Genomic DNA, 23,493 nt, shown 5'->3' on the forward strand with positions numbered 1-23,493 from the left:
TCATTATATTACTATGACCTGTCTTTCATGTCAATCCGTGACATATCCGTGCGCTTTACGCGCACCGACTCTAAAAGCGCATGCAGACGCTCTTCGTCTGCGTCTTCGATGCAGCGGCGGAATTTTTCGAGCGACTGGCAGAACGCCGTCATATGGGCGAGCAGTTCTGTTCGGTTCGCCGTGAACAGTTCCGTCCACAGCGGCGCGTTTATCAAGGCGATTCTCGTTAAGTCTTCAAAACTGCCGCCGCCGAACGCCGTAATCGAGGTGTCTTCGGCGCTGTCGACGAGCGCGGAAGCGATCACGTGGCACAATTGCGACGTAAACGCTATTTTGCGGTCGTGCGTGTGCGCGTCTGTTTCTATGATGCGGGTAAAGCCGATCGCCGTTACCAGATTTCTGAAAAAAGCCAGATGTTCCGGCGTGTTTTCCGGGCGCGGCATGAGAATATAGTTCCGGTTCGAGAATATGGTACCCGCCGCGTGCGCGTATCCTTCTTTTTCGCTTCCGGCCATCGGATGACCTGAAATGAAGTCGACGTCGTCCCTGATCGAGCCGCCCAACCCCTCGAGCAGCGCGGTTTTGACGCCTGAAATATCGGTTACGACGGACTCCGGTTTGAACGAGTGCCGATGCGCCGTGATAAACTCGAGCGTTGCGTGCGGATACAAACAGACGAACACGACGTCGCATTGTGCGAGCATGGCGTCCGCCCGTTCCGGCGGAAAACCCGCTGCCGCGATACCGTCCGCCTCGGCCTGCCGCAGCGAAGCAGCGTTCGCGTCGCAGGCGAGGATGCGGCCCGTCGCGCCGCTTCCGCCGAGAATGTTCGCGCGGATCGCCTTGGCGAGCGAACCGCCCATCAGACCGAGGCCGACGAAACCGTACGTGAGGTGCGCGCCGTTTTGGGAAACGATGCGGCCGCTCACAGCGTGCGGCCCTCTATCGCCGCGTATTGAGCCAGCTTTTTCATCAAATCGTCGAACTGGACGGGAGTGAGCGACTGCTCCCCGTCGCACAGCGCGCACTCGGGATTGTTGTGGACTTCCACCATAATTCCGTCCGCACCGGCGGCGACCGCCGCTTTTGCCAGCGTGGGAACCATCCAGCTGATGCCGCACGCGTGGCTGGGGTCGACGACGACCGGCAAATGGCTTTCCTTTTTCAAAAACGGCACGGCGCTCAAGTCGAGCGTGTTGCGCGTATACTGATCGAAGCTGCGAATGCCGCGCTCGCACAGAATCACGTTTTCGTTTCCGGCGGCCATGATGTATTCGGCCGACATAAGCAGTTCTTTTACCGTGTTCGCCAGTCCCCGCTTCAACAGGATCGGTTTTTTGCAGCTGCCGAGCTCTTTCAGCAAATCGAAATTCTGCATGTTGCGCGCGCCGATTTGAATCACGTCGACGCCGTCAAACAATTCAAGCTGCGTAATCGACATCAGTTCCGTAACGATAGGCAAGCCGGTCGTTTTTTTTGCGGCAAGCAGCAATTCGATTCCTTCACAGCCGAGCCCCTGAAAGCTGTACGGACTGGTGCGGGGTTTGAACGCGCCGCCGCGCAGAAACCGCGCACCCGACGCTTTAACGCATTCGGCTATGTCGGTCAGCTGCTCTTCGCTTTCGACCGAACAGGGGCCGGCGATAACCGCGACGTTTCCGTCTCCGATCGCCGCGCTTGCCACGCCGATCTGATCCGCTGCAACCGTAACGGCGGTGTTTTCCGGGTGAAACGCGCGGTTCGCCATTTTGTACGGCGCTTGTACGCGCATCACCGTGTCCACGATGTGGTTCGCCTTAAAACTTTCGGGAGTCATGCGGCTCGTATCTCCGATAAGTCCTACGATAGTATGGTCGGTTCCGTGCGAAATATGTACGCCCACGCCTTGCCGCTTCAAATTGGCAACGAATAAATCGATATCGGCTTTTGCCGCATCGGGTTTCAATACAACGATCATAATTGCTCCTCTCATATGAAGTCATTGCGTCTCGGCAATTTGCCGCCGGTGCACACGGCGGCTTTATTGCTGAAAACACCTCGGGACAAAAAAAAGAGACCCTTACGCAGGGTCTCTTGTCAGTTCCGTCGGAAAATACTCCGGTTGCATCAGTACGCTACAGCCGTACCACCCTGCGTGCAACGAGAAGAATTCCAGTAATAAAAGTAAAAGTATACCGCGTTGTATGAGGTATTGGAATTGGTCAGTGCCGCACCGGCAGTTTGGGTATTCATGTTGTTACTGTATCAAGATACATTTTTTTTGTCAAGCGCCTTAAAAAAATTGCTGCCTTAAAAAAATTGCTGACAACGCCGCGAAAAAGCACACCGGAGAAAAACGCCGCAACCGCAAGTAAAATCAAGCGAAAAGGTGCGTATTGTTTTATAATGAACGCAGAACGGTTAAAACGAGGTGAACGGACGAATGTACGAATGGCAAAAGCAAATCCAATTGATTGTCGATGAAATCGACCGCTGTATCAAAAACTATAACGACGCGGCTTTGACGCTGTGCTTGCTTTCCTGCAAGCTGGGATATTCCGAATTCCATACGACGAGAAAATTCAAGGAAATATCGGGTATGCAATTCCGCGATTATCTGCGGCAGCGAAAATTGGCCTTCGCGCTCAAAGAAGTACGGGACAGCGGAAAAAGCATGTTGGATATCGCTTTCGAGTACGGATTTTCCTCTCACGAAGCTTTTACCCGGGCGTTTAAAGGCACGTACGGCGTTGCGCCGAGCGAATACCGGAAAAATCCGAAGCCCGTCGTACTGCGCACCAAGATAAACCCGTTCGACCGTTACTTTTTCGGATTAGGAGAAATCGGTATGATGAAATCTGACGATGGTATTAAAATGTATTTCGTAACCATTCCCGCGCATAAGTTTCTGCACGTCAAAAACTATGAAAGCAACGGATATTGGGATTTTTGGCAGAAACAGGGGCTGATTCCGGGGCAGGACTGCGAAACGGTTTGCGGACTGTTAGACAGTATCAAGGGTAAATTGGACGATGCCGGCGGAAGCGAATCCAACGGAAGCAGCGGCCAGATCATGGCGTACATCAGCGATCCGGCCGGCAGACTGTGCGATTGGGGATTTTCGCGTACGGAGTGTTACGGAGTGCGGCTGCCGTCCGATTATGCGGGCGAAGTACCGCCGCATATGCTGCTGACAGATATTCCCGAAGCCGAATACGTCGTGTTTGAACATGGTCCGTTCGATTATGAACAGGAAAACCGCAGTGTGGAAGAAAAAATGGAAAAGGCGATGGCTTCGTTCGATTCAGCGGATACCGGTTACCGCTTCGACACCACCCCGGGCCGGATACTCTACTTTTATCACGATCCCGAGCGGTTTTGGAAGTACGTCAGACCGGTGCGGAAGTAGCTGATAATCGAACGGAGGGGTACGCTGCGCAGTTTTGCGTCGTTCCGTTCGGCTTGGCAAAACGGAAGTGCTTTGATATAGTGAAATAATGCACACTGCGTCTGAAACCGATGAAACAACCGATATCGTCATTATACAGCCGCCGCTCGTACAGCTGAACACGCCGTACCCGTCCGGCGCGTATCTGCAGGCGTTTTTCAAGCGGCTTCGCGCCGATCGTCCCGAATGGGGTATCGGCACCGTCCGCTGGGTGGACGCCGGACATCGGTTATACCGTGCGATTTTCAGTGCGGAGGGACTGACGCGCCTTTTCGCGCTCACGCAGGAAAAGGCGCTCGCGCTGGCTTGCAATGCCGAGCGGGAGGGGCGCGACAACGAGGCGTTCAACCTGCGCCGGTACGTTTCGATGCAGGCGCAGTGGATTCGCTGGATTCCGATCGTAACGGATATTCTGACCGGCGCGAATCGCGAACTGTGCCATGAATTCGTCCGTTCGCCGGCCGTACCGCGCGGCCAACGTATGGAAACGTTTCTTGCCGGATTGGAACGCGACTGCGGCGCGGACGACGCGCGGATTTTGGCGTCGCTCGCGCTGGCCGACGTGGCCGATTATATCAGCGCGACCTTCGATCCCGCGTTTGCGCTGGTTCGGTACGCCGAATCGCTCGCGCTCAGTACCGCCGGTTTTCAAGCGGTGGAAGCCGCGCTGAACGCGCCGATTCTGGCGGAATTTTACCGGCCGGTATTGGATGAAATTCTTTGCGAACTGGGTTCGACGCGCGGAGACTGCGGATCGCGCCTGCTGTGCTGCGTAAGCTGTCCGTTTCCCGGTACGCTTGCCGCGTCGCTTTATACCGGCCGCCGCGTAAAAGAACTGCTGGGGCCGCGCGCGTTCGTTTCTCTGGGCGGCGGATACGTGAACACGGAACTGCGCCGTACGAAGGACGCGCGGCTGGGGCAGTTTATCGACGCGCTCAGCTTTGACCGCGGATACGGTTCGTATTACGATTATTTCGACAACAGGCGGCGCGCCGGAACACACGGCGGTTCGGTGTTTCCGCTTTATAAAATGCGTCTGTTCGGAGCGGACGGCAGTGTTTGCGGCAACGCGGACGCAGAGCGCGCCGGTATGTTCGGTGTTTGCGGCAACGCGGATGCAGAGCGCGCCGGTATGTCCGGTGAGTGCGACGGCTCGTTCGCAGAGCGCGCCGGTGCCGCCTGCGTCGCGTACGAACGGGCGTGCACGCGCGAATTGATTCCCGATTACGGGGGAATCGATTTTTCATCGTATCCGCGGCTCGCCGACTGCCGCAATCCCATGCACCGGCTTTGGTCTGACGGCGCATGGCTCAAAGCGTATCTGGCGCACGGCTGTTACTGGCATAAATGCGCGTTCTGTGATACGTCGCTCGATTACGTGCGCGCGTACTGTGCGACGGACGCGCGGAAACTGTACGAAGGGCTTTCCGTGCAGGCCGCGCGCTGCGGTGTGCGCGGCGTTCATTTCGTAGACGAGGCGGCGCCGCCGGTGCTGCTGCGTACCTTTGCGCTTGAAAATCTGAAATCCGCCGCACCGCTTTCATTTTGGGGCAATATCCGATATGAAAAAACCTTTACGCGCGATTTGGCCGACTTGCTCGCGCACGGCGGTATGACCGGCGTTTCAGGCGGTATCGAAATCGCGTCCGGCAGCGGACTCGATGCGGTGTGCAAGGGAACGGATGTCGATTCGATCGTGGGCGCGTGCGCGGCGTTCAAGGAAGCGGGTATATTGACTCACGCGTACATGATTTACGGATATTGGCTCGAAACGCCGCAGCTGCTCGTCGATTCACTGGAAACGCTGCGCCAGCTGTTCGCGGCGGGATTGCTCGACAGTGCGTTCTGGCATAAATTTACGCTGACGCGGCATTCGCGCGTATACGGCGAATATTTAAACGGAGCGCATCCGGATCTGCATCCGATCGTCGCGGCAGACGGTGCGGAGGATACTACTGCGGCAGGCGCCGCCGGTGCTTCCGTGTTTGCCGAAAACGCCGTGCGCTTTGAAGGCGACCAAAGAAGCGCGCGGTATGCGGATGCGCTGAACCGTTCGCTCGATTCCTGGATGCACGGCGCCGGACTTGAAACGCCGGTGGGCACATGGTTCGATTTTCCGATGCCGAAACCGTCGGTTCCGCGCGATTATATCGAAAAATCGATAGAACGGTACGAACGGAAGCGGAACCGTTCGTTCGCTGATTACGCGGCTTTCGCCGCTTCGGATTCAGGGGCGTACGTTTGGCTCGGCGGCAAACCGACGGCGGTGCGCGCCGGTACGGCCGGCGCCGCGCGGTTTCAATTGTGCTGGACGTATTTGAGCGAACTGCTGTACGCGGATTTTCCGGCGGATACCGGAGAGGCCGACGCCCGCCGGATTGCGGACGGACTGTTCGCGCTCTCTCCGCAGGCAACCGGAGCCGGCGGCTCTCCTTTCCGCCTCGGAACGCTCCGCATTCCGGAAAAAATCTATCGCGCGGTTCGTGGGAACGGACTGTGCCGGACGCTGCTGGCGCTGAACGGCTGATCTCTTGCGTTCTTTGCCGCAAATCGGTAAAATACTATACTATTGTGGAGTAGTTGGTAATATGGCAGAAAGCAGTAAACTGATAGTCAGAGGTGCGCGGGAGCACAATCTGAAAAACATAGACGTGGAACTTCCCCGGAATAAACTGGTCGTCGTTTCGGGTTTGTCCGGTTCGGGCAAGAGTTCTTTGGCGTTCGATACCATTTTTGCCGAGGGACAGCGACGGTACGTCGAAAGTCTTTCGGCGTATGCGCGGCAGTTTTTGGGGCGAATGGACAAGCCGGATATCGATTATATCGAAGGTTTGTCGCCGGCCATTTCGATCGAGCAGAAAACGACGCATAAAAATCCCCGTTCGACGGTGGGAACGGTAACCGAAATTTACGATTATTACCGGCTGTTGTTCGCCCGTATCGGTATTCCGCATTGTCCCGAATGCGGGCGCGAGATCTGCGAACAGTCTACCGATCAGATTATCGATACGATCATGACCTGGCCCGAGGGAACCAAGATTCAGATTTTGGCGCCGGTGATTCATCGGAAAAAGGGCGAGCATCAGAAAGTCATAGAAGACGCGCGCAAGTCGGGGTTTATCCGCGCCCGCATCGACGGACTGATGGTAGAACTTGAAGATTCGGTCAAGCTCGACAAACAGAAAAAACATTCTATCGAACTGGTCGTCGACCGCATCGTGCTCAAAAACGACGTGCGCAAGCGGCTCGCCGGTTCAGTTGAAACGGCGCTGGCCAACACGAACGGTATTCTGGTGGTTACCCGCCGCGAAGCCGATTCCGACGGTACGTCCGCGGCCGACGCCGAAACGGAAGTGTTTTTTTCACAGAAAAACGCGTGCCCCGACTGCGGTATTTCGATTCCGGAATTGCAGCCGCGGCTGTTTTCGTTCAACAATCCGTTCGGCGCGTGTCCCGACTGTACGGGTTTGGGTGAAAAGATGGAATTCGATCTGGATCTGATCGTTCCGGACAAATCGAAGTCGTTCGACGAAGGCGGCTTCGCGCCGTACAATCCCGATTCGGCGTGGAATCGGACGCGCTTTCAGGCGATTGCCGATTCGTACGGATTTAAACTGTCCGATCCGTTCGATTCTCTTTCGGCACAGCAGCGGGATGTGCTTTTTTACGGTTCCGAAGAACCGATTCACTTCGTGTATCAGAAGCAGAGCGGCGAAGGGCATTCGGTGTACAACCAGCGCTGGATCGGTATTTACGCCGATCTGAAACGCCGCCACGCCGAGTCGTTTTCCGAAGCGCAGCGTGAAAATCTTGAAAAGTTTATGGCGCACCGCGTGTGCGAAACCTGCGGCGGTAAACGGCTCAAGCGCGAAGCGCTCGCCGTAACGGTGGGCGGCAAAAACATTCACGAATTGTGCCTGCTGTCCGTCGGCGACTCGATCGAATTTTTCGACGCGCTCACGCTGAGCGACACTGAAAAACAGATCGCCGCGCAGATCGAAAAGGAAATACGCGACCGGCTGCGGTTTATGAAAAACGTCGGCCTCGATTATCTGACGCTCGAACGGGCGGCGGCGACCCTTTCCGGCGGTGAAGCGCAGCGTATTCGGCTGGCGACGCAGATCGGTTCCAGTCTGATGGGTGTGCTCTACATTCTGGACGAACCTTCGATCGGTCTGCATCAGCGCGACAATCAGCGGCTCATAGACACGCTGCTGTATCTGCGCGATTTGGGCAATACGCTCATCGTCGTCGAGCACGACGAGCAGACGCTGCGCACCGCCGACTGGATCGTAGATCTGGGGCCGGGCGCGGGCGTGCACGGCGGATACGTAGTCGCTTCGGGAACTCCCGATCAAGTGATGAAAGTGCCGGAAAGCCTGACCGGGCAGTATTTGGCCGGAACGCTCAAAATGGACGTTCCCGCGCAGCGCCGCCCCGGCAGCGGACATTCGATCGTGCTCTCCGGTGTAACGGAGCACAATCTGAAAGACGTAACGGTGGAGATTCCGCTCGGCACGTTCACGTGCATCACCGGCGTGTCCGGTTCAGGAAAATCGACGCTGCTCAGCGACGTACTGTATCCGGCGGTTTCAAACCGGATCATGCGCACGTCGCATCCTGAGGGCGCGTACCGGAACATCAGCGGCCTTGAACACATCGATAAGGTTATCAATATAGATCAAAGTCCTATCGGACGCACGCCGCGGTCAAATCCGGCAACGTACGTGGGCGTGTTCAACGGCATTCGCGATTTGTACGCGAGTCTGCCGGACGCGAAAGCGCGCGGCTTCAAACCGGGACGGTTCAGTTTCAACGTCAAGGGCGGCCGCTGTGAAAACTGTCAGGGCGCGGGAACTATTACGATCGAAATGAACTTTCTGCCCGACGTGTACATTCCGTGCGAAGTCTGCCGCGGCAAGCGGTTCAATCAGGAAACGCTCGACGTGCTGTACAAAGGCAAAAGCATTAGCGACGTACTGGACATGACGATAGAAGAAGCGGCCGATTTTTTTGCCCACATTCCGCACGTGGCGCGCAAACTTGAAACGCTGCTTTCCGTGGGACTCGGCTATATTCAGCTGGGGCAGTCGGCGCTCACGCTTTCAGGCGGAGAGGCGCAGCGCGTCAAACTGGCGAACGAACTGGCGCGCCGGTCTACGGGAAAAACGCTGTATATTCTGGACGAACCGACGACGGGACTGCATTTTGCGGACGTAAAACAGCTTATGGAAGTGATCGGCCGTCTGGTTGATCAGGGAAATTCGGTCGTCATGATCGAGCACAATCTGGACGTCATTTTGCAGGCCGACCGGATTATCGATTTGGGGCCGGAAGGCGGTTTCCGCGGAGGTTCGATCGTCGCGGTCGGCACACCCGAACAGGTGGCGCAGTGCGAAGATTCGTACACCGGACATTACGTCAAGGAAATGCTCGAACGCGGCGGAGCGAGTCGGTGAGATTCGGTGCCGGCGGCTTCCTGCCGCGCCGATTTCTGCGGAGCGTCTGCGCGTGCGCGGTGCTGCTGTGCGCGCTGCCGGCGGAACCGCTTGCGGCTGCCGAAAACGGCGGCAGTACGGTAACGATCGAGCAGGCGCGGAAAACCGAATATCAAAACGACAAGGAAACCGGCAGCGAAATCATCGTGTTCAGCGGCGACGTAAAAGTGAGCGTCGAGCGCGACGGTACGGTGAACGTCATCTGCGCTGATACGGTCAATTACGACCGCAAACGGAGTATGCTGTACGCGCAGGGAAACGTAACGCTCGACAAAACCGGTTCCGACCGGCAGACGGAACATCTGACGGCCGAAAGTCTGCTGTTCAACGTGCAGACGCTCGAAGGTATTTTCAACGACGGGCGGGTAGTGCAGGCACAGTCCGCCGCGCTGAATCTGCCGGCCGATTCCACGCTGATCGTGTCGTCGGATTTGTTCAGCCGCAACGGATCGGGAACGATCGCGTTTAAAAAAGGGTCGCTGACGTTCTGCGACGAAGAAGATCCGCATTGGAAAATCAAGGCGAGCCGGATTTGGCTGCTGCCCGGAAACGAGTTCGCGTTCATAAACGCGCTGCTGTTCGTGGGACACGTGCCGGTGATGTATTTTCCGTTTTTTTATTATCCCAAAAACGAACTTGTTTTCAATCCGGTGTTCGGGTATCGCCAGCGCGAAGGGTATTTCATTCAGACGACGACGTATCTTATCGGCCGCAAACCGCTTGAAAAAACGGATGCGAAAGACGATTCGCTGTTCAATTTCATGAAACCGACGACGCTCAAAAAGCAGCAGCTCGAAGGGCTCGTGCTGCGCAATCTGGACGAAGACGAAACGGACGTATCGCCGCATACGCTGAAACTGACGGCCGACTATTATACGAACTTGGGCGGAATGTTCGGCGTCAGCGGTGCGTTCAAACCGCACAAAAACATACCGAACGTCGATTTTTCGGTTTACACCGGATTCAGCCGGACGCTGTTTCCGTCTTCTACGGCTTCGATTTACACGCCGTACGGGGCGGACGGCAATACGTATTACGACTCGTCGGCGTTTATGGGACTGAAGCTGCCGTTCCGCTTTAAAGCCGATTTCCAGATGAAAGTTACCGCTCCGTTTTCACTGACGGTGTCGCTGCCGCTGTATTCCGATCCGTTTTTCAACATCGATTTCCTCGATCGCAGCGAAACGATGGACTGGATCAATTTTTTCATTTCAAACCCTGCGCTTACGGTGAGCGATACCGATTCGACTGCGGCAAAAGGCGAGATTTCGTCTTTTACCTGGCAGCTGTCCGGTTCGTACAGGAAAAATCTTTCGCTGCCGAATCCGCTTTCGTTTTCCGTCAGCGCGTCGTCTTCCGTGCTGTTTTCATCAAAGGCCGATCCGACTCTTTCTTCCGTAATCAGTTCGTACAGTCCGAACCGGAAATTCTTTTATCCGTCGTTGATAAAGCCGTTTTCGTTCGATACGACGTTGTCAGGAACACTGTTTTCCTATCCGAAAACGGACACCGCGGTTTCTGCGCGAAAAGATCCGGCGGTTCGCCTGCCGGCGGAACTTCGTCCGCCCGCCGAACTCGCACCGGCGGAACCGGCGCCGATAACCGAACCGGCAGCCGGCGTACCTGCCGACGACGGCTCAGCTTCCGGCGCGCCTGCCGACGACACCGCGCCGCTATCAGCGGAACCGGCAGCCGGCGCGCCTGCCGACGACGGCTCCGTTTTGCCCGAAACCGCGTTTCCCGCGCTGACGGTGACCGCGCCTTCAGCGGCGAACGTCGGTTCGCTTTCATACAGTCTGAAATATTCGATCGCGCCGTCGGTGTCGAGTGAAATCTCGTACACGGCGCCGAATCGCAGCGATGATTTTTCATGGGATGACGTGCGCTCCACGTTCGTTCTGTTCAAATCGCCGATCAAACTCGACAGTGCGCTTTCGTACAGGGATTCGTTCGTGTCGCTTTCCAATTCGCTGTCGTTTTCTCCGGTGATCCAGCGCCATCCGCTGTACCGCAACGACTCGGATCGGAATACGGTGGTAAAAAACGATTACGCGGCGCAGAAAATGGATTTGGTGAATACGAACGCGCTTTCTTTTAAACCGTTCACGTATTTCGATCTGCTGAAAAACACGTCCGTCTCCTGGAACACCGGTATCAAACTGCTGCGGACCAATTTTATCGGTTCGGCCGACGATCCGCAGTGGGAATATCTGTTTCCCGAATGGAACGAAGATTCGTTTCAAACCCACACGCTCAACGTTTCGTTTGCGGCCGAGCAAGGCTCTTATTCCCAGAAATTGGTGCTGACGACCAATCTGCCGCCGCTGGTGGATTCTTACGGCGCCGTGCTGACGCTGGGCTTTCCGGTCGCAACGGTGTCGGCGGGCAGCGGAATCAAACAGACCAGTTCCACCGATACCTCCTGGAAACTGCAGCCGTTCACGCAATCGGCTTCCGTGCATCTGTTTTCAAAGAAACTGTCGCTGACGCAGAATTTTTCCTATAACCTTGAAGACAAACACCCGTCGTCGTTTCTGTTCAGCATCAGTGCGTTCGATCTTTCATTACAGTATTCCATGCAGTACACGAACAGCTATACGTTCAGCACTACCGCCGGATGGACGGCGGAAAGCGACAAGCGCTTTATGCCCGTGTCGGTCGTGCTCAAATACGCGTCCAAGGAACACAAATTCCGGACCTGGAAAAACCGGGTGCTGTTCAGTCCGCGCCTTTCGACCGAACTGTCGTACGATATGATCCGGCCGACCAACAGTTATTTCGTATTTCAGCCGTCGTTTACGTTTACGATCAACGAGTTTTTGAACCTGACGTTTTCGTCGTCTTCGCGGAACAACGTCGTGTACCGCTACGTACAGGATCTTGCGGACACGGATCCGAAAATCCCGGGCGAAACGAACATCCTGAAAGATTTGTGGAATTCGTTCGCGTTTTGGGACGACACGCTGCGCACCTCTTCCGGTTTCAAACTGAAATCTTTGGCAGTCAAATTGACGCACGAACTGCACGACTGGCAGCTTTCTTCCGAATTCAAAATAGAACCGCGCATCATTACGGACGGCTCTCTCAAGCGCTTCGATTTCAGCCCGTATTTTACGTTGTCCGTATTGTGGCGGCCGATGCAGAGTATCAAAACGACGATAGAAGACAAATACGGCACCTTTACGCTGAATCCGTAAAAAATTCGGCGTTATTCTGCAATGCGCAAAAACAATCGGTGCGGTATACTGAAAAACGTTTGAAGGATGGTGTTATGGAAACGACGGAAGATACGGGGTTTTCGATTGCGGACGCTATTGCCGAAGCGGGACGGTGCCTGCACTGTCAGCGTCCGCTGTGCCGGGAAGGCTGTCCGATAGAAAACGATATTCCCGCGTTCAATTACGCACTCGCGCAGGGGAACATCGGACAGGCGCGCGAGATTATCGCGCAGCGCAGCAATTTGCCCGCCATATGCGGCAGGGTCTGTCCGCATGAAACGCAGTGTGAAGGCCACTGCGTTCTGTCCAAAAAAGGGAATCCGATCCGCATCGGAAAGATAGAGCGTTTTATTGCCGATTTCGATGCCGAAATGCATCTGACCCATATCCGCGCGAGCCGGAAGAACCGCGGAACGGTCGCCGTCGTCGGTTCGGGCCCGGCAGGACTTACCGTTGCAGGCGATCTTGCGCGCGAAGGGTTCAACGTGGTCGTGTATGAAGGCGAGCGCGAACCGGGAGGCGTGCTGCTGTACGGTATTCCCGAATTCAGACTGCCCAAATCGGTCGTGCGCCGCGAAGTTTCGACGATCGCCGCGACCGGCGTAACCTATATTACGAATTGCATGGTCGGCGTAGACCTCACGCTTGAGCAGCTTTTCGAGCGCGGATTCGACGCGGTGTTTATCGGAACGGGAACGGCGCTCGCAAAGTCGCTCGACTTGCCGGGAGCGGAGCTTGCCGGAATCGTGCAGTCCAATTACTTACTGCGGATGGTGCGGCTTTTTTCGGACGGAAACGTGGGACGCGAAGAAGTTCCCGTTGCCGAGGGAGAAGCCGTCGTCGTTGTCGGTGCGGGAAACGTTGCGATGGACGCGGCGCGTACCGCCGTGATGCTGAAAGCGCGCAGCGTTACCGTTGCGTATCGGAAAACGATCGCTCACATGAGCGCTTCCAAAGCGGAATACGAAAGCACCGTTTCCGACGGCGTTCGGTTTTTGTGGGAGACGGAGCCGCTTTCGTTTGAAGGGCGCGGCGCTCTCGTTACGGGACTGAAAGTGCGGGGCCCGTCGGGTGAAGCGGTGCTTCCCGCGGATAAAGTGCTGCTGGCGATCGGGTCCCGTCCCGCCGCGCGCATCATTTCAACGACGCCCGGAATCGACGTGGACAGCGCCGGCTACGTGATCACGAAAGAGCGCCCGTACGGCATGACGACCCGTAAAGGCGTGTTCGCCGGCGGCGACGTCGTGCACAAACCTGCAACCGTCGTGCTCGCGATGAAAGAAGCAAAAAAAGTCGCCGCCGGCATCGCAAGCTACGTGGACGCCAAAAAGCTGCTCGAAGAATAAGCGGAACTTGCGGCGGCAGCGCGGAACTTGCGGCGGCAGCGCGGAACTCGCGGCGCGCTGCCCGTGTGCGGCGTACCGTACGCTGCACGCCGGGTACTCGTTTCCGCTGCGATAAAGAAAATTATGATTTGAAACTGTTGTAAAACTCTTTAAGTTCCTTTTTGACAGCATCGCTGAGAAGATGCCACCTGACGCCCCGAATCGCACCTTCCAACGCACACAGCCGGTTATAACAGGCGGACGGATCGATCGCTTTGATGTGAAGCCATGCCTGATTGCTTCCGGTTTGCCGCAGCTGTTCGGGCGTTTCTATGCCGACTTGCACTAATTGTTGTTCCAATACTTTTCCGATATTAGGCAGCTTCGACAGTTCACTCATGAATTCCTCCCGGCAAAGTACGTACTCCCCGATTCCCGCAACCGTGTCGGCAGTGCGGAACCGGTTCGCGGAACCGGCGAAGCTTTCGCTGATTTTTCACCGGTCCCGCGACCGTTTACGCTTTGGTAAATTTTACCGTCTCAAGCATTTCCTTGAGTTTTTTACCGGGAGAAAAAATAATGCCCCGTTTTTTGATGGAAGCCGCCGTTACGTCTGCTTCCTTTTCTTTGCCTTCGGAACTGAGCGTCAGCCGCATGCTTCCGAGGTCTCCCAGCCGGACGATTTCTCCGCGCTCAAGCGCCTGAACTGAAACGTCTACCAGTGCGTACAGGACTGCACGGATATCGGCTCCGCTTACCGTAGAAATCTTTTCGATACTTTTGGTAATGTCGTCGATCGTGTCTTCCCTGCTGTTAACTGCAAGCGCGTACCATTTTTTCTTTCCGCCGCCTGCAACCCCGGGTTCTCCCCGCTCCATTACTCTGTACTGTGCCATACATCCCTCCTTTTCGGCTATGGACTTTAATTTCTCTGCTTAAATGATAACACGGAAAAGCCGAATGACAAAGTTAAATCCGACGTTTAGGAAAAACTTTTCAATTCGGTCTCCGGCGGAGTTGTATGAGGCAAAGTTGTATGAGGCAGGCGTTTTGGACAAAAGATGCGCATGTTTTTTATTTTCTTCCGCATATTTTGGACAAAAGATGCGCATGTTTTTTATTTTCTTCCGCATGTTTTAGGGAAAAGATGCGCATGTTTTTAAATTTCTTCCGCATGTTTTGAGGAAAAGATGCGCATGTTTTTTATTTTCTTCCGCATATTTTGGACAAAAGATGCGCATGTTTTTTATTTTCTTCCGCATGTTTTAGGGAAAAGATGCGCATGTTTTTTATTTTCTTCCGCATGTTTTAGGGAAAAGATGCGCATGTTTCTCCGTATTGTTCCGCAGCTTTCTCCGCATTCTTCCGCAGCGGCTCGACGGTTTACAAGTTGTCCAGTTCCTGCTGCCAGAGCGCGCACGACGCGTCGCTGGGCATACGCCAGTCTCCGCGCGGAGACAAGTTGACCGTACCGACTTTAGCGCCGTCGGGCATACAGGAACGTTTAAACTGCTGCGAAAAGAAGCGGCGGTAAAAGATTTTGAGCCATTTGAGAACCGTTTCCGGGCGGTACACTCCGGCCGCACGTGCCGTTTCGCAGTCCGGCACGCCTTCCGCGCTTGCTTTGCCGCCGCTGCAGAACGCCTTCCGCGCAAGATAATATATTTTTGCCGGGCTGAAACCGCGGCGCAGTACGTAATACAAAAAGAAATCGTGCAGTTCGTACGGCCCGACGAGCTCTTCCGTTTTTTGCGAAATGGCGCCGTCTTCCGGCGGCAGCAGTTCGGGACTGACCGGCGTGTCGAGAATGTCGCGGAGCACCGCGGCGAGTTCCGCGTCGGCCGAGTCCGCTTCATCGGCAAACCAGGCGACCAAATAGCGCACCAACGTTTTGGGAACGGACGAATTGACGCCGTACATGGACATGTGATCGCCGTTGTACGTGGCCCAGCCCAGCGCCGATTCCGACAAGTCTCCCGTTCCGATGACCAGGCCGCCGGTTTTATTCGCCACGTCCATCAGGATTTGCGTCCGTTCGCGCGCCTGAGCGTTTTCGTACGTAACGTCGTGAACCGATTCGTCGTGGCCGATGTCCGCAAAATGCTGTCGGACGGCTTCGGCGATCGGTATTTCCCTGAACGAAGTGTGCAGCCGCTTTGAAAGGCGAACCGCGTTGCGGTGCGTCCGCTCCGTCGTGCCGAAGCAGGGCATCGTAACGGCCTCTATTCCCGCCGGATCCAGTTTACAGCGGCGGAACGCCTCCGCGGTTACCAGCAGGGCGAGCGTAGAATCCAAGCCGCCGGAAAGGCCGATGACGGCTGTCCGTGCGTTCGTGTGGCGAAGCCGTTTGGCAAGCCCTTCGGCCTGTAGTTCCACTACGCGGCGGCAGCGTTCCGTACGTTCGCGCGTACCCGACGGCACGAACGGATGCGGATCGATGCGCCGGTACCGGAGTTCGTCCGCTTCGGCTTCCGCTCGGGACGGCAAATCGACGTATATGCTGCGGTAGGAACCGACGCCGGCGTCCCGCGCGCACTGGGCGAACGTTCCGGTTCGCCTGCGTTCCTGCAGCAGCAATTCAAGATCGAAATCGGCAAAAATCAAGCCTGTTCCGAACAATTCGGATTCGGCAAGAACGCTGCCGTTTTCGGCGGCGATGTTGTGCGCGGCAAAAACCATATCGGTCGTCGATTCGCCGTTGCCTGCGTCGGCGTACAAGTACGCGCACTGCAGGCGAGCCGACTGCGACTGCACCAGCATCCGCCGGTATTCGGCCTTACCGATGATTTCGTTGCTGGCCGAAAGGTTTGCGATAACGGTTGCTCCCGAAAGCGCGTGCCGCTGCGACGGCGCGGCCGGAACCCATACATCTTCGCAAATTTCCGCGGCAATCACCGCGTCCCGGTTCCGCACGTCGCGGATGAGAATGTCGGTTCCGAACGGCACTGCCGGAAAGCGCTGGGAAAGGCAGACGGTTTTTCCTTCCGTGCGTGTACAAGCTGCGTCCGGCGCATTCGCGTCGGGAGCCGGACTGAAATGGCGGCGCTCGTAAAATTCCGCGTAATTGGGAATGAACGTTTTGGGCACGACGGCGACGACTTCTCCGCCGTACACGTACGCTGCGCAGTTGTACAGCGTGTCGTCGGCGGCAAGCGGCAGTCCCACGAGTGAAAGCGCTCCGCAGCCCGCCGTTTCCGCCGCAATCCGTTCCAGCTGGGCGACGGCGGAACGTTGCAGCGTCCGCTGCAAAAACAGATCGCCGCAGGTATAGCCGGTTATGGACAGTTCGGGAAACACGATGAGCGCCGCGCCGTGCTGCGCGGCCTGCTGAATCTGTTCTATAATTGCGTCCGCGTTTTTAACGCAGTCTGCCACGGTAACGGCGGGGCTCGCGCACGCAGCGCGGAAAAATCCGTAATTCATACGCTCAGTATACTGCGATCGCTTCGTTCGTACAAGAGACGCGGAAAGCGTGCGGAGTACCCGCAGGGGCCGGCGGCGAACGTGCGGGTCGGCCGGGAACGGGCGGCCGAGCATGAAAAAAAACTTCCGCAGCTGCTTGATTTCATGCTGCACGGAATAACTGAAAGAGAGGTCTTATGATTCCATTACTGGTTCTGCGCTGGGCCGCGGCCCTTGCTGTTTTGGAATGCACGGTGGGGCTGCTGATAGGTACCGAACTGATAGGGACGCAGCTGAAGCGATACGGAACGGCCCTGTTCATAACGACGCTGACGCAATCGCTGGGAACTTTCGTCGTCGTATCGGCGGTATTCGCCGCAGTCTTTGCGTGTACCGGAACACCGCCGTATCTTTCGTTCATTTTCGGCGCTATCGCGCTGGCAACGGCTCCCGCTCCCGCACTCTCGATTGTCCGCGAGTTCCGGACTGCCGGTCCCGTCAGCAAAACGTTGATTCCGATGGCGGCTCTTGACGATATGGTCGGCGTCGTCGTTTTTTTTACTACGATTGCGATCGTCGCTCGGCACGTATCCGGCGGCGCGCTTCCGCTGTATATGATTCCGGTTATGATTGTCCTGCCGCTGCTGATCGGTACTCTGACGGGCGTTCCGGCGGGATATCTGCTCAAAAAGACAGCGCGAAAAGGGGCGACGCTTGCGGTTTTGATCGGAATGATTGCGGCAACGGCGGGCATCGGACTGCTGTGCAATACGTATCTTATGCCGGCTCCTCTGCTGAATTTCATGCTGCTGGGAATTGCCATGATTGCGGTAATTTTGAATCTGGGCGCACCGTTGGATTATCGGGCGATTGCGGGCGCGGGACTGTTTACGTTCGTTTATATCGTCGCCCGTGCGTGCGGAAAATATTTCGGCGCGCGGGTCGGCGCAAAGGCCACCGGGTTGCCGGTAACGGTGCAAAAATACCTCGGGTTCACGCTGCTTCCGTGCGGTAACCGTAAAGCCGCGCGGTAACTGCGAACTTGTGCCGTAATTGCGAGCCGGCTCACCCGGACAAACAAAAAACCTTCGGAAGCTGCCCTCCGAAGGTTTTGCATATATGCGCCGTTTTTTATCGTACGGCTGTGATGTTTTCAACAAGCTCCAGCACGTGCGTGGGGCAACCTTTGATGCATTCGCCGCACGACGTACACTTTCCGTAATCGACAAGCGGAATGCCGTTCGTAACGACGAGCGCGTGTTCCGGGCAGGCGCGTTCGCACTTGCCGCATTTGATACAGCCGGTTTTGCACTGCTTTATGATCGGCGCTTTGTTCGTGCTGCGGTTTGAACACCGCGCGACGGCGCCTTTGCGCGCTGAGTCTACTTTTGCAAACAGTCCCTGCGGGCATTCTGCAACGCACATACCGCAGCCGGTGCATTTGGCGTAATCGACGTGCGGCAGGCCGTCGTCTTTCATCGCGAGCGCGTCGAATTTGCAGACGGCGACACAGTCGGCGAATCCGATGCAGCCGTACGAACACATTTTGGTTCCGTTGATGCTCAATTTAGCTGCGCGGCAGGTTTTGACACCGTTATACGTTCCGCGCGGCTGGGCGTGCTCTTTGCTGCCCTGACAGGCGAGCAGGGCTACTTGCTGCACCGCGCTTGCCGAAACGCCCATGATGTTTCCGACCGCTTCGGCGGTAGCGGCGCCGCCGGCCGCACAGCCGTCGACCGGTGCGTTTCCCGCGGCAACCGCCGCGGCGAATCCGTCGCATCCGGGATATCCGCACGCACCGCAGTTTGCCCCCGGAAGCGCCGAACGCACTTTTTCTATGGTCGGATCAACCGGTACGTAAAATATTTTCTTGAAAAAACCGAGCAGGACTCCGAGGATAAATGCTATCGCAAACGAAATCCCGAGGGTTATTAAAATCGTTGTCATTCCGCGCTCCTATTTAATCAGTCCGGCAAATCCGCCGAACGCCATCGAAAGCAGTCCTGCCGCAACGAACAGAATCGGCGTTCCCTGCAGAAAAGCCGGCACCGGCGCTATTCTGATCCACTTGCGGACTCCGGACATCAAAATCATCGACATCAGAAAACCCGCCGCGGAGCCGACCGCGTATACGATCGACTCGCCGAAGTTGTAATTCTTGCTGATGCAGTTCAGGGTTACGGCCAGAATCGCACAGTTGGTCGTAATGAGCGCAAGGTACACGCCCATGGAACTGTACAGCGCCGGCGCCGATTTTTTCAAATAGAATTCAACCAGCTGCACGAGGCTTGCGATGACCAGAATGAACACCAGCGTCTGAAGGAATTCCAATTCCAGCGGCGCCAAAATGAAATGGTACAGCGGATACGTTACCGCCGTTGCCAGAACCATAACGAACGACGTGGCGATACCCATGCCCGTCGCCTTTCCGGTGTCGGTCGTCATGCCGATAAACGGGCACAGCGCCAAAAACTGGATAAGCACGACGTTGTCCACGAGCATCGAAGACAGAAAGATTTTCAGATATTCGTTCATTTCGCTTCTCCCGTTTCAGTTTTTCCGGCAGTCGTCAATCGTCTGATTCCCATACTGACGGCGATGAACATGCCGAATACGAAGAATCCGCCCGGCGCGTTCTTGAAAAAGCCGATGCGATACGCTTCGGGAATGACTTCGTATCCGAATACGGAACCGGCTCCGAGCAATTCGCGGACGAACGAGATTCCGCACAGTACCCACAGATAGCCGAACCCCATACCGAGCGCGTCGCAGGCCGCTTCTCCCACGCTCCGTTTTGACGCGAACGATTCGACTCGGCCCATGATGATGCAGTTTACGACGATGAGCGGAATGAACACGCCCATCGATTTTGACAGAGCCGGCACGTACGCCTGCATGAGCAAATCGACGATCGTCGTAAACGAGGCGATAACGATGATAAATACCGGAATGCGGATCGAATCCGGAATAAGTTTCCGGAACAGGCTGATGATGATTTCACTCATGACGAGTACGAACGTCATTGCCAGTCCCATTCCCAAACCGTTTTCAAAACGGGTCGTAACGGCGAGCGACGAACATAAGCCGATCATCAGAACCAGCAGCGGATTTTCTTTCAGCAACCCGTTGGTAAAAATACGTACATATTTTTTCATGGCAATTCCTCTATTCTTCCAGATACAGCCCGTTCAGGGGATATTCATCCGAATCGGCGGGGGCGGTTTTTCCTCCGCGCGACGTGGCGACCCAGGCGGCTTCCATTGCGCCGACTTTAACCATATCCGCCACGCAGGCGGACGTGATCGTCGCTCCCGAAAGCGCGTCGAAATCTGATGCGACGAGCAGCGCCGCATCGGCGGATTTGCCGGCGAATTGGCCGTAGAACGACTCTTCCAGCGCCTGCTGACCGATATTCGGCGTGTCGTTCAGTTCGATGATCCGCGCGCCGAGTATCGTCCTGTTCATGTCGACGGCGGTAAGCACGACGCCGCCTTTCTTGTACGTCTGGCCGCGAACGGCGACCATCGCGCCGGCGGTTTTTCCGGCGACCGTAACGATAACCTGTTTTTCAACGAGCATGTTGCGGACGATTCTGTTCAGGTCTTTGTCGACTTCGGTGAACGTCGCGTCGGGGTACGTTTCGGGCGGGAACAGCGACAGATACGCATCCTGATACGTAAACGCCTGCGCGGGAGCGGCTATGACCGGCGCTTCTCCGCTGCCGGACGCTCCGCCGTAATTTGCCGCAAGAAATTCGCCGGCGACGTACGAAGCGTATTTGACCAGCTGGGCGACGCCTTTCGACGTTATCGTCGCGCCGGAAATCACGTCCACGTCGCTTCCCACGACGAAGTTGTCGTTCGCGGATTTACCGGCGAACTGCGTGTAGAACGCGGGTTCGGTCGCGCGCTGTCCGAAACCGGGCGTATCGCTGATGGACAGAAACTTTATGCCGGTGATGGTGCGCGTCAGATCGAGACCGAGCAGAATCGTCGCCTTATCGTAAGTGGGGCCGCTCGCCTGTATGACCGCGCCGACGACGCTGCCGTCTTTTTTTGCCAAATACAGGTTTTCCGCTTTTACGGCGGTCGCCGTGTCAGGCGTAAAACCGGGCGCTTTTTCAAACGCCGAAGCGCGGCTGAACACGACCGTCAGCCCCGCGTTTACTTCCGCTTCCTTCGCGGCGGCGATCGCAGGCGCCGTCAGCAAACTGACGACGGCGAGCAGCACGCACGCTACGCTCGCAAAAGCCGCGAGCGCCAAACCGAGTTTGATCATGTTTTTCATTTTGCGGCAGCTCCTTCCGTCCGGGCGCGTTTTTTGCCGTATCCGTATTTTCTCGGCATGAATTTATCGAGAAACGGAACCAGAATGTTCATGATCAGAATACTGAACATGACGCCTTCCGGGTATCCGCCGAACTGACGGATTAAAAAAGTTATGAGTCCGCAGCCCGCGCCGAATATCAGCCGGCCGGTTTTGGTCACGGGGCTCGTGGTGTAATCGGTCGTCATGAACACGGCGCCGAACATCAGGCCGCCGGTCATCACCGCCATCAGCGGATAGCCGCCCGAAAGCCAAGTGCACAGCGCCGTTACCGCTATCATCGCGACCGGCGCGCGCCAGTCGATGATTTTGGTGACTGCCAGAAAGACGAACGCGATCAGAATGAGCATAGTGCTCGTTTCTCCGATGCAGCCCGCGCGATTCCCCAGAAAATACTGAAGATACGTATCCGAATCGGCAAAAAACACGCCGCTTTTTATTTCACTCAAAACGGTCGCGCCGCTTACGCCGTCGAACGGCAGCGTCCAGGCGGAAAGCGCGACCGGAAAACTGGTGAACAGGAACGCGCGTCCGGCGAGCGCCGGATTGAACACGTTTGCTCCGATGCCGCCGAAAAAACCTTTGGCAACGACTACGGCGAACAGCGAACCGAGCACCGTCATCCAGACGGGCGTGGACGGCGGCAGCACGAGCGCAAGCAGTATGCCGGTTACCGCCGCAGACAAATCCGCCGTGCGAATCTGCTGTTTGGTGAGTTTTTGGAACAACGCTTCAAACACGACGCTTGAGACGACGGCGGTAAGAATCGTTATCAGTGCCGGAACACCGAACAGGACGACGCCGTATACGCACAGCGGCAGCAGTGCGATGATTACGCACAGCATGACGCCGGAAGTGCTTCTTCCCGAAGCGAAATGCGGACTTGATGAAAGATAAATTTCGTTTACATCTGACGGAGCAGCCATTTACTTTCCCCCTTCTTTTTGTTTCGCCGCTTCGGCGCGGACTGCCGCTTTTCCGATTCGGAAGCGCTGGATCAGCCGGACGTGCGCCGGACAGATATAGCCGCACGTACCGCATTCCACGCAGTCCATGAGACCGTACCGTTTGGCTTCTTCGTAGTCGCCCGCTTTCAGCGCGCGCACGATGAGTACCGGCGCGAGGCGGCACGAACAGACGTCGATGCATTTTCCGCAGCCGATGCACGGATTTTCATCGGCGAGGTACGTTTCCCCGGCGGTCAGAAACAGCACGCCGGACGTGTTTTTTGCAACCGGAAAATTTGCGTTGGTCATGGCGAATCCCATCATCGGACCGCCTGAAATGATTTTCGCGACGCCGGGGCGCAGCGTGACGTTCGCCGGAATCAAATCTCCTACGAGCGTACCGACGGGAACTTTCAGGTTTTTAGGTGTTTCGCACGCGCCACCGGAAATCGTCAATCCGCGGTCGACGAGCGGTTTTCCCTCGCGGAACGCTTCGGAAATCGCGCACAACGTTCCCACGTTGTCTATGACGCAGCCGACGTCGGCCGGAAGTCCGCCCGCGGGAATTTCCCGACCCACCGCGGCGACGGTGATATTTTTTTCTCCGCCTTGCGGATATTTCGTTTTGCACAAGACGATACCGATCGTATCGGTGTAACCTGCGTCCGCTATCGTTTTTTCCAATACGGGGTACACGTGTTTTTTGTTGTCTTCAAGGACTACGATGCCGTGCGCCGCGCCGGTAACGTTCATGGCGATTGCAAGGCCGTCGATCAGTTTCTGCGGCGTTTCGATCATCGTCCGTTCGTCTATAGTCAGATACGGTTCGCATTCCGCCGCGTTTGCCAGCACGTATTCGATTTTTTTGCCTGCGGGAGGATTCAGTTTTACGTGAGTAGGGAAGGCGGCTCCTCCCATGCCGACGATACCCGCTTCGCGGATTCGGGTGAGCGCTTCTTCTTTGGAACAGGCGAACGGGTCCAGTACGGGCAGAAATTCCGTTCGATCAGAATCGTCTCCCTGAATGGCGATGCACAGTTCTTCCCTGTTCGCCGTAACCAGATGGGTTTCAATTTTTTTGACCGTTCCGGCGATCGAAGCGTGTACGGGAGCGGACATATACGCATGGGAATCGGCTATTTTCTGTCCCCGCGCGACGCTGTCGCCTACCGCTACGATCGGCTGATTCGGAGCTCCGCCTTGTGTAACGGGTATGCATACCGTTTTAGTGACGGGAACGACCGGTTCAATAGGAGAACCCTGCGTCGATTCCTTATGTTCCGGCGGATGGACTCCGCCTTTGAAAGTCTGTGTTTTCATACCATATATTCTATAGTACAGAAAGGCACA

Annotated in this window: 17 protein-coding genes; 6 read left to right on the forward strand and 11 right to left on the reverse strand. The window is 56.2% G+C overall.

Going from position 1 to position 23,493, the window contains the following annotated elements; translation table 11 throughout:
- Positions 1–11: 11 nt before the first annotated feature.
- Together TREBR_RS04285 and aroF are read right to left on the reverse strand one after the other, a co-directional pair.
- Complete coding sequence (locus TREBR_RS04285; protein ID WP_013757996.1) at positions 12–929, reverse strand: prephenate dehydrogenase; 918 nt, start codon at positions 927–929, stop codon at positions 12–14.
- The gene (aroF, locus tag TREBR_RS04290) at positions 926–1,957 is read right to left on the reverse strand and encodes a 3-deoxy-7-phosphoheptulonate synthase (RefSeq protein ID WP_013757997.1); all 1,032 of its coding nucleotides are present in this window, start codon (positions 1,955–1,957) and stop codon (positions 926–928) included. The genes TREBR_RS04285 and aroF overlap by 4 nt, the downstream gene beginning before the upstream one ends.
- Before the next feature lie 465 nt (positions 1,958–2,422).
- Here aroF and TREBR_RS04295 point away from each other — a divergent pair, with 465 nt between their 5' ends.
- The 5 genes from TREBR_RS04295 (at position 2,423) to TREBR_RS04315 (ending at position 13,489) form a co-directional block, all read left to right on the forward strand.
- Positions 2,423–3,388 (forward strand): helix-turn-helix transcriptional regulator, encoded by a 966-nt coding sequence (locus TREBR_RS04295; protein ID WP_013757998.1) that lies wholly within the window; start codon positions 2,423–2,425, stop codon positions 3,386–3,388.
- An 88-nt stretch (positions 3,389–3,476) separates the two neighbouring features.
- Complete coding sequence (locus tag TREBR_RS04300) at positions 3,477–5,954, forward strand: radical SAM protein (RefSeq protein WP_013757999.1); 2,478 nt, start codon at positions 3,477–3,479, stop codon at positions 5,952–5,954.
- 61 nt (positions 5,955–6,015) lie between these two features.
- On the forward strand, positions 6,016–8,886 hold the full coding sequence (gene uvrA, locus TREBR_RS04305) for an excinuclease ABC subunit UvrA (RefSeq protein WP_013758000.1): 2,871 nt from the start codon (positions 6,016–6,018) through the stop codon (positions 8,884–8,886).
- Positions 8,883–12,122, forward strand: coding sequence for a hypothetical protein (locus TREBR_RS04310; protein WP_013758001.1), 3,240 nt, complete (start codon positions 8,883–8,885; stop codon positions 12,120–12,122). Before uvrA ends, TREBR_RS04310 begins: the two co-directional genes overlap by 4 nt.
- A gap of 59 nt (positions 12,123–12,181) precedes the next feature.
- A complete protein-coding gene (locus TREBR_RS04315) occupies positions 12,182–13,489 on the forward strand; it encodes an FAD-dependent oxidoreductase (RefSeq protein ID WP_245523734.1) in 1,308 nt (435 codons plus the stop codon).
- Between the two features lie 121 nt (positions 13,490–13,610).
- Here TREBR_RS04315 and TREBR_RS04320 read toward each other — a convergent pair whose 3' ends face one another.
- The 3 genes from TREBR_RS04320 to TREBR_RS04335 all read right to left on the reverse strand — a co-directional run bounded on the left by TREBR_RS04320 (position 13,611) and on the right by TREBR_RS04335 (position 16,891).
- Positions 13,611–13,868, reverse strand: a complete 258-nt coding sequence (locus tag TREBR_RS04320; RefSeq protein WP_013758003.1) for a TfoX/Sxy family protein — start codon at positions 13,866–13,868, stop codon at positions 13,611–13,613.
- 115 nt (positions 13,869–13,983) lie between these two features.
- Positions 13,984–14,364, reverse strand: a complete 381-nt coding sequence (locus TREBR_RS04325; RefSeq protein WP_013758004.1) for an HU family DNA-binding protein — start codon at positions 14,362–14,364, stop codon at positions 13,984–13,986.
- A 487-nt stretch (positions 14,365–14,851) separates the two neighbouring features.
- Positions 14,852–16,891, reverse strand: a complete 2,040-nt coding sequence (locus TREBR_RS04335) for an NAD(+) synthase (protein ID WP_013758005.1) — start codon at positions 16,889–16,891, stop codon at positions 14,852–14,854.
- Between the two features lie 176 nt (positions 16,892–17,067).
- Between TREBR_RS04335 and TREBR_RS04340 the strand changes: the two genes are divergently transcribed.
- Positions 17,068–17,904 (forward strand): cation:proton antiporter domain-containing protein, encoded by an 837-nt coding sequence (locus tag TREBR_RS04340; RefSeq protein WP_013758006.1) that lies wholly within the window; start codon positions 17,068–17,070, stop codon positions 17,902–17,904.
- Between the two features lie 97 nt (positions 17,905–18,001).
- On the opposite strand, the gene TREBR_RS04345 is transcribed toward TREBR_RS04340, so the two are convergent.
- The 6 genes from TREBR_RS04345 to rsxC are packed head-to-tail and all read right to left on the reverse strand — an operon-like array spanning position 18,002 to position 23,463.
- Entirely contained in the window at positions 18,002–18,817 is an 816-nt protein-coding gene (locus tag TREBR_RS04345; RefSeq protein ID WP_013758007.1) for an RnfABCDGE type electron transport complex subunit B, read from the reverse strand.
- 9 nt (positions 18,818–18,826) lie between these two features.
- Positions 18,827–19,405: an electron transport complex protein RnfA gene (locus TREBR_RS04350; protein ID WP_013758008.1), complete on the reverse strand. Its 579-nt coding sequence runs from the start codon at positions 19,403–19,405 to the stop codon at positions 18,827–18,829.
- On the reverse strand, positions 19,402–20,025 hold the full coding sequence (gene rsxE / locus TREBR_RS04355; protein ID WP_013758009.1) for an electron transport complex subunit RsxE: 624 nt from the start codon (positions 20,023–20,025) through the stop codon (positions 19,402–19,404). Before rsxE ends, TREBR_RS04350 begins: the two co-directional genes overlap by 4 nt.
- A gap of 10 nt (positions 20,026–20,035) precedes the next feature.
- A complete protein-coding gene (locus tag TREBR_RS04360; protein WP_013758010.1) occupies positions 20,036–21,157 on the reverse strand; it encodes an FMN-binding protein in 1,122 nt (373 codons plus the stop codon).
- Positions 21,154–22,122, reverse strand: a complete 969-nt coding sequence (locus TREBR_RS04365) for an RnfABCDGE type electron transport complex subunit D (RefSeq protein ID WP_013758011.1) — start codon at positions 22,120–22,122, stop codon at positions 21,154–21,156. Before TREBR_RS04365 ends, TREBR_RS04360 begins: the two co-directional genes overlap by 4 nt.
- Positions 22,123–23,463, reverse strand: a complete 1,341-nt coding sequence (gene rsxC, locus TREBR_RS04370; RefSeq protein WP_041610330.1) for an electron transport complex subunit RsxC — start codon at positions 23,461–23,463, stop codon at positions 22,123–22,125.
- Positions 23,464–23,493 lie beyond the last annotated feature (30 nt).

It is taken from the genome of Treponema brennaborense DSM 12168 (assembly GCF_000212415.1).
Taxonomy (GTDB): Bacteria; Spirochaetota; Spirochaetia; order Treponematales; family Treponemataceae; genus Treponema_F; species Treponema_F brennaborense.